We start from the raw sequence: 12,039 nt of genomic DNA on the forward strand, positions 1-12,039 counted from the left end.
TGTTCTTAAATACTAGTCTTCAGTGCAACAACAAATACCTTTATGGTTGGGGATTTAATGTTTTGAAGTTTTCAAGAAAATGTTACCACGCTCGACTAAATAAATGTTAGTTATTTAACTTTTTAACGTAGAGTTCCTCTGAGGGTTGTACTGATAATATCTATCATTAAAGTAAGAATAATCAAAACTGTCAAAGTTGTTAGTAAACCTTTATAGTCAAAACTGCTCAATTGCTCTGTCAACAAACGCCCTAAGCCCCCTGCACCTACTAATCCGACAATCACTGTAGCACGAATGCAGACTTCCCAACGGTAGAGAATGTAAGCGATGAACTGAGGAAAAGTTGCGGGTAGAACGCCGTAGATAAAAACTTGGGAATTACTTCCACCTAAAGCTTTTAAAGAAAGTAGTGGACGCCGATCTAAATTTTCTACAACCTCTGCCATTAGTCTACCAAGAATACCAAAATTGTGAACAGCCAGAGCGATCGCACCGGGTAAAATTCCGGGAAAAAATACAAACAAAAATATTAATGCCCAAATTGGTTCCGGTACAGCACGAGCAATAAGCAATAACAAGCGGGTAATACCAATTCTGATTTGAGATTGGAGATTTTCAATTGAGAATCGTCTTTTTTTTGCCACAATTTCTCTTGCTGCCCCAAAAGAAAGCAAAATGCCACCCAATCCTGCACCAGCCATTGCCAATATAGACATCGCCAGAGTTTGCGCCGACAAAGTAAATAATTGATGCAAATCAATCAATTGTGGCGGAAAAGCATCTTGGATTACTCTTGTCAAACGTTCGGCTGTGCGTGGTTCCCAAAATTTCCCAAAATCGGCTTTAATATACCAAAAGGAAAATATTAATAAGAAAAATGCACATAACAGCGAGAGAGTGGGGGAGCGATTTGGTAATTCTGAACGCTGACGCAACAACCTACTCACAAAATCAGTACAACCACTCAAAAATAGCAATGCAAACATCAAAGTCCATACTTGCTCGTACTGCAACGATTGAAGGCTCAGGAAAATTTGATAGCCTAATCCTCCAGCACCGATGATACCTAAAACCGCCGCCGAACGGATAGAACACTCCAACCGATAAAAACTGTAGGAAATTAGATTAGGTAACGCTTGGGGAATCAGAGTGTAGATAAAAGCACTCACAGGAGGTACACCACTGTTTAGTAGCGCTAATAAAGGTTCGCGGGGTGTTTCATCTAAAATTTCGGAAAAAACTTTAGCAGTAATTGCACCAAAAGGAATAGCGATCGCCAACACCGCTACGAGTGGATCGAGTCCAAAAATATTGATAAAAAATAATCCCCAAATTAGTTCGTGAATTGCTCTTGGTATTGCTAAAATAGCTCTAATCATTAACCAAGGAATTTTGTAGGCTTTACCTAAAGATTTCCACCAAACTTGAGATGATAAAACACCAACCACAAATCCAATCACAATGCTAAAAAATGTGCCACAAATCGCGTAGGCGAGAGTTTTGAGTGTTGCATCTAAGGTTAGTAGTAAAAAATCTGAACTGATTTCAGGAGAGAGTACAGCAATCAGAAAACTAACAACAAGACTCCAACCGCCTTCATTAATTAAATCTCCTTGAAATATACCAGCTACTTGTAACGACCAAATTATCAACACTAACAACACCAACACCCCAAGAAGATAGGGAGATGGGAAAAACGCTTGTCTTTCTACCTCTTGCTCTGTGTTCTCAGCGCCTCTGTGGTTCAATCCTATACAACTCCTCCACCATTTTCATTGATGCTTCCTCTGTGGGTGCATCAAATAGAATTCTGCCTTGGCGCAAACCAATAATTCGCTGGAAGTGACTGCGGGCATACTCGATTGCATGTATGCTAGTGAGCAATGTTTTGCCTGTTTGTTGGCTGATATTGCTTAACAGATTCATTATCTCCCGACTGCGTTCTGGATCAAGATTAGAGATTGGTTCATCGGCAACAATCACAACGGGATTTTGTACTAAAACACGGGCGATCGCTACTCTTTGTCGTTGTCCCCCAGACAGGCGATCGGTGCGCTCGTACAGTTTTTCTGGAATTCCTACCTGCATTAATGCTTTAGCTGCTGTTTCCACTTCTAAGGGATAAACTAAAGAAATAGCTGCTTTCAAAAATGACCATCGCCCTAAATTGCCAGCATTAATATTGTGAATTACTCGTAGGTTATCTACTAGATGAAATTGCTGATAAATTGTACCAATTTGTCGTTGTACTTGCCGCAGTGACTTAGGGCGCGTGCGTGCCAAATTGCGGCCAAATGCCCATACTTCCCCTTGTGTAGGTTGTAGTGTACCATTGAGTAAGCTAATTAACGTACTTTTACCTGCACCACTAGAACCAACAAGGGCAACTCTCTCACCAGGGTAAATTTGCAAGTTGATATCAATCAGACATGGAACTTGATTAAATTTTTGGGTGACGTTTTTGAGTTCAAAAATTGGTGCAGGTAGGTTCATAGTAGAAAGTTAATCTTCATCCAGAGCGGGAAAAAATTCCTCAAATTGCCACAAATCTTCTTTATTTTCTAGAAACCAAATTCGCGCTTGGGGAGTTAATTTACTCCAAATAATTTCTGGAGGAATGTGGGGAGATGCATATCGATATTCCTTACCGAGAGCTTTCAAATTTTCCACCACATCATCGGGAATGCCAAAGTCTTTCCAATCAACTTCTCTGTATATACCAGACATTCCTCTGGCTGGATCAAAAATCAATTGTACAGCTCTGATTAAATCAGCAAAATGTACTGGTTTGAGTTTGTAGAGTTCTTGAATTTTGATTGCTTCGTTATTCTCTTGAGACATTGTTACTGGAGTGGTGAAGGTTAGTCATTGATTCAGGCTTACTATCAGAGACTTCCACCCCTATGCCTCTAGTTTACCGCACAGCCGCTCCTCAAGAACGCAGTTGCGCTACCATCGCTGCTGGATTCCAATAAGCACGAGTGGTTTGAATTTTGCCAGCCTCATTCATCTCAAAAACTGTGATTCCCTCAAATGTCACTGACTTGTTACTCTTGCTGATGCCCTGCATAGTCCATTTTACGGCTGCTTCATTGCCTGCAATAAAAATATGCTCTGTAGTGGGTTCTAGTTTCTCAAACACTGCTTGCAACTGCCCGATCAAAGCACGAAATCCCTCATGAACTTTTGTCGGTGGCTCTCCAACGGGATCGTAACTAACAGCATCTTCTGCAAAATTGTCCACCCAACCTTCGGCGTTCATTGCAGCAATGTTGGCAAAGTAGCTAGAAACAACGCTTTCTATTGCTTCTTCTGTCATTGTGTTAGTTTCTTAGATTTTCAGACTAGCTCTTATTTTGTCACGGATAGCTGCTATTTCTACAGGCAATCATTAAATCTCTGCTAATTTCAAAACTACAGCTAAATATCCAAGAATGAATATCAAACCGAGTAAATACAAAATTTGGGTTGTGCGTTGAGCCATAGCCCAGATTTGCTGATAAGAAAGTTGCTGGTTCTGGATGAGAAGGAAAGCTGGAGAGCTAAATACAAAAGGTAGTAAACGACTGAGTAAAAGTCGGAGAAAAAAGTTGACACTCCATAAGTTTCTGCGCAGAGGATCTTGGTTATACTGCCACGGAAAGGCAGTTTGGGCAAGACGTACCAAAGCTTTGACATCAGGCAATCTTAAGGATTCATAAAGAGGCAGAGCCTGTAAAATATCATCATTGCTTCTCGATAGTGCCTCGTTAAGGACACATACATCTTCCAATGCCGAATTCACCCCTTGCCCAATATCTGGAGGAAAGCAATGAATCGCATCTCCTAAAAGTACTATCCCAGTTGCACAAGATTGATTGGTTTTTAATAGGAAGTGCAATCCAGAACAGTATTGGGGAATGGGAAAAGAACCGCCTTCACTTTGGGCAAATCTATCCGCTTCTTGAGGTGAGACTATTTGATGTATAGGTAATTGGGGGAAGGCTGGCTCTAAAAAGTCATATAACTGCTCGCTGTTTTTTAATTCCCAGATTTGGTGGTCTGGGTATGTAATGATATTTGCAGTCCTAAGTTCATCTGGGTTTTTGAGCGGTAACAAACCAAGGGAGACAGAACGCTTGCGCCCTTTAAAAGCCCCACGAATCGCATAAGCCATTGTCGATACAGCGTGTTCTTCTCCACTGTGATCAAGAGGTAAATTTGGCGGTAAGCTTAAAACTTTATACCTCAAGCCTGAACTAGGTGAAGGAAAAAGCTTCATTTCAAATCTGTCTGAACTAGATTGGTTATCCCACTCTTTTAAGGTATTACGAACAATAGAATTAAGACCATCACAACCCACTAGAAGATTGGGTTCATATCTCACAATACTGCCATTTTCTTGTTTGACAATAATCTCAAGCTTTTCTTCTGCGTTATTTATAGCTATTTTATTAATCTGGAGACAGCTTGTGTTGAAAAGTACTTTGATGTAGTTTTGCCAATTCCGTTCAATTTCTTGGTACAACAATAGAAGAAATGCTCTTCTTGGTAACCAGTAAGCAGTTTTGCGTTTTGAATCTACGATAGGTAACTTGAAGGTTTTGCGGCTACCATTTGGTTTAATTGTTGTTAAATAAAATTCTGTACTTGGAACGCTAATTGTTGATAGTTGTTGGGTTAAATCTAAAAAATCGGTGAATTTTTGACCACGTCCATCAATTTGATAACTGAATGATTTATCTAGTTCATAATAGTCAGCACTAGGACGTTTTTCTAAAACTGTAATATTTTTCCAGCCGCGTTTGGCTAGCATTAATGCAGTGGCAAGACCTGCTGGCCCTCCTCCTACAATTAATACGTTATCTTTAGAAGATTGAGTTGTATTGGTTGCAAATAATTTTTCAGAATTCATATTTTGGTTTGCTATCATTTCAAGAGTTAATACTATTAGTAAAAAGTATAGATTAATGCCAATCTGTGAGGAATAGCACTGATTATTGCTACATCAATGTTGAACATATGGTAACAACTATGAGTGCAATAGTACCAAAACTATCGGAGGCGATCGCCTTTAATCAGTAAGTTAAATGTTTCCAGAGTAAAACTTATAAACCCAGAAGGATCATAAGTATGAATACCACGTTGCAAAAAGTTAGGAGTAATCTGCCAGTTTATTGCTAAACACAAATCTTTTTCAGAGTACATATTGCGTAGATAACTGATATAAACACCATCTGAAAAATATAAAATATCGACAAAAACTATCTCAATTTTCTAGCTGTGCTTTCATAGTTTTCTTACTCCTGATTAACTTTTGCTTACTCTTCTCTATGAAACATTTCAGAAATCAATTGGCACTTTTTAACTAAGTTTTATAATCACTGTTTCAGCCATTCATTTTCAACCAAAACTGTAACAGCAGCGACAGCTATCAACATTTCGTCATTTTTATCCTTAAGTTCTGCAATTGCTCTTCCTTGCACAACCATTCCCCCAAGTTTCACATTCAAATATTTATGCCCAAAAGGTAGTACAGCAAGTACTTCTTCATTTTTTACTTGCTCTGGGTATGGTACTGCAACCTCCACTTCCACAATCATGTTATTTGGATCGCTTAAGCCAGCTACTTCCCAAACACCAGGCAAGGCATTGTTAGCAATGGCGTTTCTTACTGCCCTTGCTGCTGCTACTGTTGGATCTTGTCCGTGTTGATCTACTCCCATCCCCATCTCTATAATTAAGCGTTTACGCGCCATTTTTACCTCTTTAAGTATTTCGGATTGCTATAGATTTTCTCTACACAGCCTACTAAATTTCTCAAAGCTTTAGCCTCTTGTTCGGGAAATGATTTTGTAGTGTGTGTAGCATAAAAAATAGAATTGCGTTTTTGTTGAGTACACGAACTATGAATCAGTATCGCTTCCGGCAGTCATTTGCTGTAGATCCGAGATTAAGCGATCGCCTCTTTAAATTGCTAGAGATTGCTTTCCCTGGGGTTAAGGATGCAGCAGTACGCATTCGGAAGTTGGGTGCTCCTTGGGAAGATGCTTCTACCCCGTTTATTCGCTTCCACGATGAGTTAGCTATTACCCATGTGGGGGTTCTGGAGATTCCGATGCGACTGATGGGAAAAGATGTGGTTGTAGGAGGAATTCACGGTGTATGCACCCATCCCCAATTTCGACGGCGTGGCTACTACCGGGAAGTGATGGAAGAGGTACTGAACTACTGCGATCGCCGCTATCAAACCTTGGTATTAACTACATCCCAACCCGAATTATATAAACCTTTTGGCTTTCGCTGGATCGAAGAACATATTTTTATCAGCAAGTGTGATTCAAAAGGTGGCATTGATGGCTTTCGATTGCTAAATACTAGCGATCACGATGATATAAAATTGCTACACAGACTTTTGGAAGCACGTCAGCCAGTATCTAACATTTTGGGAATAGTAAATGAGAAAGCAATATTCTGCTACCAGGAAGGCAACAATCCCCTGTATTATGCCCAGGATTTAGATTTGATTGCGGCGATGAAGATAGAAGGTAATAAAATCAAGCTTTTTGATGTGGTAGGAACGCAAATATGTACTTTGGAAGCTATTCTCAAACGAGTACCGCAACCAATTAACGAAGTTGAAATTTATTTCTGCCCGGAACGCTTAGATGCTGATGTACAAGCACTTCCTCACCTACTTGACGGCGATTCTTTTTTGATGGTTCGCGGTGCTTTCCCCCTAGAAACAGAGAAGTTTATGTTACCCCATGCCGCTCGCTGTTGATGGCTCGCAACATTGGTACTGGCGATCGCGGTTTTTATAGAGCACAAAAAGTAAAAGGTAAAAGGTAAAAGTAATGGGAAGGTTTTTGCTTTTACCCTTTACCTTCTGTTTTTTTCCTATCATTGGATACAGGTTTTAAATGATACCATATTTCACCATGACCATCAAGCGCCGAAAAATTGTCAAATTCTTGGGTTTAGGTGCTCTATATTCTCAAATTCCTGTATATACTGCTCAAGGTAAATTATATTCACATACATTAGTTAAGCCACCACGTTTACAAGTAGGCGACACAGTAGGATTAATCAGCCCTGCTGGTATAGTTGAACCACAAGACATCGAAAACGCAAAACAAGTATTATTGACTTTAGGATTAAAGGTGAAGCTAGGGGCGCATATTTTAGATAGTTACGGTTATTTAGCAGGCAAAGATATTAACCGTGCTCAAGATGTTAATAATATGTTTCGCGATCGCTCGGTAAAAGCCATTATTACTATGCGCGGTGGTTGGGGATGCAATCGAATTTTACCCCTAATTAACTATTCCCTAATTCGCTCCCATCCAAAAATTTTTATGGGTTACAGCGATATTACTTCCCTTTTATTAGCAATATATGCTTGCAGTCGGTTAATTACTTTTCACGGCCCTGTTGCTACATCTACTTGGAATCAGTTTACCGTGGATTATATTAAGCGCATTCTTTTTAATGCGGAAATAGTGACAATGACAAATACCCTCACCACCGAAATTAGCCGCAAAACAGTTACCTCTGGCAAGGCTAGGGGTAAATTAGTTGGTGGTAATTTGTCGGTACTCTCGGCGATGCTGGGATCTTCATATCTTCCCTCATGGCAGAATAGTATCTTATTTGTGGAAGATATAGGCGAGGATATTTACCGCATTGATCGAATGCTCACTCAGTTAAAAAATGCGGGTATTCTCAACCAAATCGTTGGTTTTGTGTTTGGAAAATGTACCAATTGTAGTCTTGGTGATCAACCATCGCTGACTTTAGCCCAAATATTAAAGGATCACATCCAGCCCTTGGGTATTCCTGCTTGGTATGGTTCGATGATTGGTCATATTAAGGATAAATTTACTATACCTCTAGGTGTTGATGTAGAAATAGATGCCGACAATGGAACACTACGAATGCTAGAAGCTGCGGTTCGATAACTTAATTGACGGGTTGAGGCTGACGCGGGGACACGGAGAGGGAGAGACGCGGAGAAATTTTTTTGCACTCCTACCAACAGCCACTAGGCAGCAGCCCCACAACCCTCGTTACCAGGTTCAACCTGGTAACGAGAAGTAGAGCCTCTGGTTCGTCTGCCTTCTATCTTCATTTGCCCACATAAACACCCAAACAACGGGCAGTTTCTACTAAAAAACTATTGGGATCTACCAGTAAAGGACTTTTTGCTAAAACCAAATCCAAAGAAACTGGCACTACTCTCCCATTCTGCCAAGATACCATTAAACCAGTGTGTCCGCTGATAATCAAATCTACAGCAGCTTTACCAAAAGCTGTAGCTATCAAGCGATCGCTAGCAGAGGGAATACCACCGCGTTGGATATGCCCTAATACTGAAACTCGAACGTCTACAGGATAAGTGCTGCAACGCCGAATTTCATCAGCGATATACTGCCCCATCCCACAAGTTGGCTTTTCACAGGCTGGTTGCAAAGATGAATCTTCAGCGATGCGAATGCCTTCTGCTACGACAATAATTGCAAATCGACGCCAGTTGCGATCGCGTAATTCTGCAAGATGCTGGCAAATTTCTTGAATTGAGTAAGGAATTTCCGGAATCAGGATGATATCTGCTCCACCTGCAATTCCTGCCTGTAGCGCCAAGTGTCCAGCAGTACGCCCCATTACTTCTACAATCATAACGCGATCGTGACTAGCAGCAGTAAAAGTCAAACGATTTAGGGCATCAACAATTGTATTCACAGCAGTATCAAATCCAACTACTCTTTCTGTCAATGCCACATCATTATCAATAGTTTTTGGGATGGCAATAAACTGCCAATCGCCTTTAGATTGTAGCTCTTTAAGAATTGCTAAACTACCGTCTCCACCAATACCAATCAAGGCATCCAGTTCTAAAGCCTGATAACCAGCTAGAATTTCATTAACATGAGCCAGGGTATCTCCTTTATTGATGCTGCCGAGAATTGTTCCGCCTATGCACAGTAAAGGATCGATACCGTGTAAATCTAAACCATGCATCGATAGAGGAACTGTTTTTTTCTCCAAAAGTCCCGTTGTGGCGTAGGGAATGCCCACCACTTCCCAATCATAAGTCAGGGTGGCATGACTAACAACAGCTCTAATTGCGGTGTTTAATCCGGGGCAGTCGCCGCCACTGGTAAGAATACCAACACGTTTTTTTGTTTTCATTGCGGCTTAACCTCAACCATTCCCCTGCAACCAGTCAAAAATCAAGTCTAGCTGGTTCAACGTTACCAACCCATATTGCCACAGAATTATTGGTAACAAATTTGGATTTTGTTCAGGATGCCGCAATGCTAATTGCAGATCATCTGCTGGAATCGCTAAATCTTCTTGCAAAAAACTAAGGAATTTTGCAAGTTTACTTGCTTCCATACTTGCCACCTCTCCTTGGGCAATACTCATGAGATTAAGCTATAAACCTGAGGAACTTGTGAGGATTTGATGAGATTAAGCTTGGCTTTCAAAATCAGCCATACATAACGTGCGGTCAAGTATGGGTTTCTGTATAGCCTTGATTAAATAATGTTCAATCCAGTTGAGTACTCCTTTTTGCTTACCCTAGTGAACAAAAAGCTCTTTTGATGTAGCTTTACGATGAGTATTTATGGTTAAAAAGCAGCATTCTATCTGGATTGGCAATATTTTAGTTAATTAATAGGCATAATATCACTATCGCAACAAAGGTGAATTTTAAAATTTTTATCTTTTTCTCACTCTACAGTTAATCTTCTCGTTCTAATATTGCTTTTGCCTGCAAAAGTTGCTGTTTGTGTTCATCGCTTACCGTCGGATATTTTAGATTAAGGTCTTTTAATTTTGAGCAGATAATTTCAGATACAGCAAGACGCATGAACCATTTGCGATCGGCAGGAATAATATACCAAGGAGCCCAATCTGTGCTGGTATGATTGAAAACATCTTCATAAACTTCCATATAATCATCCCAGTGAGCACGTTCTTGAACATCACTGATTGAGAACTTCCAATTTTTTTCTGGCAATTCAATTCGGTCTAAAAAACGTTTCTTTTGTTCTGTTTTAGAAACATTTAAAAAAAATTTAATAACTATAATGCCATTATTTACTAAATATTTTTCAAAATTGTTAATTTCCTCGAATCGTTGCTTCCAAATATAGTTTCCCTTGAAGGATTCAGGTAATTGTTGCTTTTGTAGGAGTTCAGGATGAACACGAACTATCAAAACTTCTTCATAGTATGAACGATTGAAAATACCAATTCGTCCTCTTTCTGGCAATGATTTGGCTGATCGCCACAAATAATCATGATCTAACTCTTCTGCACTTGGTGCTTTAAAGCTAAATACCTGACAGCCTTGCGGATTGACACCAGACATCACATGCTTAATCGTACTATCTTTACCAGCGGCATCCATTGCCTGAAATATAATTAACAAAGCATAAGTATTTTGAGCATACAGAACGTCTTGATATTTTCTTAGTTGCTGAACGCCTGCTTCTAATTTGCCTTGTGCATCAACCTTACTTTGGAAATTACCCGTATATTTAGGGTCATAATCTTTTAATAAAATTTTAGAACCAGGTTTAACAATTAAATGGTTGTGGTTGATATCATTCATACTCAGCGTTGATTGAATTTTTGAGGCTTTTCAGTAGGACGCATTGCTTCTCGTCCGAGAATAAACATTCCCGCTACGCCCAAACACACAAACCAAACATATTGATACCAATATAGACCAATTTGCTCAACTGGACTGAGTTGTGGATGTAACGTGGTGAGATAAAGCAAAAGTACAATTATCATCAGCGCTCCAAAACCAACAAAGCTTAATCCCATACGAATACGCGCAGTTCTTAGTTCCCAGTCGCTAATTTTCTCTAGTTCAATTTCGGCTAACTCTTTTAAGGAATCTTCTGCAACACAAGACGCAGCTTGCAAGTTCTTTCCTAGCTTTGGTGGTAAAAGTGGTACCAAGGTTGCAACTGTTGGACGACGCAGTAAAGCCTCAGTATCTCTTAGCAATTCTAGTGGTTTAGGAGGAACAGGTGGTTGAGCAAATTCTAATTCTTCTGTTGGATTTTGAAAATTTACTTTGCGTTCAACATTCATAGTATGCCTCGCCAAGGAGCTATCAGCTTTTATTAGTTTTCAGTTTTTTCTCATTCTGCCCATTTATATTATGAGTTTAAGACTAATTACTAATCACTAGTGACTAAAGAAAAGGGTGTGAGGGTGTAAGGGAAGCATTATCCCCTACTCCCATATACCCCTATACCCCTATACCCTTAGCAGTAGTTTTTTGCAATTCCTCTAACCGAGATAAGACTTCTTGACTGTGGATAGCTGGATTGACTTTGACAAAAGTCTCGCGCAGAACACCCTGCGGATCGATGATAAATGTGTGACGCATCGAGACAAAGCTCATCCAAGAACCGTAGGATTTACTTACTGCACCCGTTGTATCTGCCAATAGTGGAAATACTAATCCCTCTGAATCACAAAATTCGGCATGAGAATTTACATCATCGGCACTCACACCAATGATTTGGGCATTTTTTTCGAGATATTTAGGCAAGTCTTGCTGAAAGCGACGTGCTTCTATTGTGCAACCAGGGGTGAAGTCTTTCGGATAAAAGTACACAACTAACCACTTACCACGAAAATCTTCAAGAGAAATTTCACCATCGCCAGAGTTTGTCGGCAAAGTAAATAACGGTGCAGGTTGATTAAGAGGGGGTAATTTACCACCCAATGCACTAGCTGTTGGGACAAAATTCAACCAACTGATGAGAGCAAAACAACTAACGAATAATATGCTTAAAAAATGGCGGCGAGAAATCATGAGTGCAAACCAAAATAAAACTTAACATAAGTTTACAATGCTGTCTCTTCAGATTGAGGAAATATTCAGTGCTGAGGTAAAGGCATCATGTGTATCCCCACCCAATGTTCTGATTGGTTCTCTTGGCTGCTGGTACTGGGAATACGCTTGAGCAAAGTCAGTCAAAGCAAGATTTAGCAAGAGGTTATAGGATAGATATGCCACCGTGAATT

General features: G+C 40.0%; 14 protein-coding genes. 2 read left to right on the forward strand and 12 right to left on the reverse strand.

Annotated elements, in window-relative coordinates:
• Positions 1 to 122: 122 nt before the first annotated feature.
• From QUB80_RS10955 to QUB80_RS10985, 7 genes are all read right to left on the reverse strand, one after another.
• Complete coding sequence (locus tag QUB80_RS10955) at positions 123 to 1,664, reverse strand: PhnE/PtxC family ABC transporter permease (RefSeq protein ID WP_502875295.1); 1,542 nt, start codon at positions 1,662 to 1,664, stop codon at positions 123 to 125.
• A 64-nt stretch (positions 1,665 to 1,728) separates the two neighbouring features.
• Positions 1,729 to 2,493 (reverse strand): phosphonate ABC transporter ATP-binding protein, encoded by a 765-nt coding sequence (locus QUB80_RS10960; protein WP_289789542.1) that lies wholly within the window; start codon positions 2,491 to 2,493, stop codon positions 1,729 to 1,731.
• 9 nt (positions 2,494 to 2,502) lie between these two features.
• The gene (locus QUB80_RS10965; RefSeq protein WP_289789543.1) at positions 2,503 to 2,841 is read right to left on the reverse strand and encodes a hypothetical protein; all 339 of its coding nucleotides are present in this window, start codon (positions 2,839 to 2,841) and stop codon (positions 2,503 to 2,505) included.
• Positions 2,842 to 2,932: 91 nt separating this feature from the next.
• Positions 2,933 to 3,319 (reverse strand): nuclear transport factor 2 family protein, encoded by a 387-nt coding sequence (locus QUB80_RS10970; RefSeq protein ID WP_289789544.1) that lies wholly within the window; start codon positions 3,317 to 3,319, stop codon positions 2,933 to 2,935.
• 72 nt (positions 3,320 to 3,391) lie between these two features.
• Positions 3,392 to 4,894, reverse strand: coding sequence for an FAD-dependent oxidoreductase (locus QUB80_RS10975; protein ID WP_289789545.1), 1,503 nt, complete (start codon positions 4,892 to 4,894; stop codon positions 3,392 to 3,394).
• Positions 4,895 to 5,034: 140 nt separating this feature from the next.
• Positions 5,035 to 5,187, reverse strand: coding sequence for a hypothetical protein (locus QUB80_RS10980; RefSeq protein ID WP_336622317.1), 153 nt, complete (start codon positions 5,185 to 5,187; stop codon positions 5,035 to 5,037).
• Positions 5,188 to 5,360: 173 nt separating this feature from the next.
• Positions 5,361 to 5,738 (reverse strand): Lin0512 family protein, encoded by a 378-nt coding sequence (locus QUB80_RS10985; RefSeq protein WP_289789546.1) that lies wholly within the window; start codon positions 5,736 to 5,738, stop codon positions 5,361 to 5,363.
• 149 nt (positions 5,739 to 5,887) lie between these two features.
• Between QUB80_RS10985 and QUB80_RS10990 the strand changes: the two genes are divergently transcribed.
• Positions 5,888 to 6,763 (forward strand): GNAT family N-acetyltransferase, encoded by an 876-nt coding sequence (locus QUB80_RS10990; protein WP_289789547.1) that lies wholly within the window; start codon positions 5,888 to 5,890, stop codon positions 6,761 to 6,763.
• Between the two features lie 157 nt (positions 6,764 to 6,920).
• Positions 6,921 to 7,940 carry a S66 peptidase family protein gene (locus QUB80_RS10995; protein ID WP_289789548.1) on the forward strand — a complete coding sequence of 340 codons (1,020 nt, stop codon included), beginning with the start codon at positions 6,921 to 6,923 and terminating at the stop codon, positions 7,938 to 7,940.
• A gap of 166 nt (positions 7,941 to 8,106) precedes the next feature.
• Here QUB80_RS10995 and QUB80_RS11000 read toward each other — a convergent pair whose 3' ends face one another.
• From QUB80_RS11000 to QUB80_RS11020, 5 genes are all read right to left on the reverse strand, one after another.
• Positions 8,107 to 9,171, reverse strand: coding sequence for an ATP-dependent 6-phosphofructokinase (locus tag QUB80_RS11000; RefSeq protein ID WP_289789549.1), 1,065 nt, complete (start codon positions 9,169 to 9,171; stop codon positions 8,107 to 8,109).
• Between the two features lie 12 nt (positions 9,172 to 9,183).
• Positions 9,184 to 9,378 (reverse strand): DUF2949 domain-containing protein, encoded by a 195-nt coding sequence (locus QUB80_RS11005; RefSeq protein ID WP_026087746.1) that lies wholly within the window; start codon positions 9,376 to 9,378, stop codon positions 9,184 to 9,186.
• A gap of 349 nt (positions 9,379 to 9,727) precedes the next feature.
• The gene (locus QUB80_RS11010; RefSeq protein WP_289789550.1) at positions 9,728 to 10,603 is read right to left on the reverse strand and encodes a polyphosphate kinase 2 family protein; all 876 of its coding nucleotides are present in this window, start codon (positions 10,601 to 10,603) and stop codon (positions 9,728 to 9,730) included.
• Between the two features lie 2 nt (positions 10,604 to 10,605).
• Complete coding sequence (locus tag QUB80_RS11015) at positions 10,606 to 11,094, reverse strand: hypothetical protein (RefSeq protein WP_289789551.1); 489 nt, start codon at positions 11,092 to 11,094, stop codon at positions 10,606 to 10,608.
• 160 nt (positions 11,095 to 11,254) lie between these two features.
• On the reverse strand, positions 11,255 to 11,827 hold the full coding sequence (locus QUB80_RS11020; protein ID WP_289789552.1) for a peroxiredoxin: 573 nt from the start codon (positions 11,825 to 11,827) through the stop codon (positions 11,255 to 11,257).
• Positions 11,828 to 12,039 lie beyond the last annotated feature (212 nt).

It is taken from the genome of Chlorogloeopsis sp. ULAP01 (genome assembly GCF_030381805.1).
Taxonomy (GTDB): Bacteria; Cyanobacteriota; Cyanobacteriia; order Cyanobacteriales; family Nostocaceae; genus Chlorogloeopsis.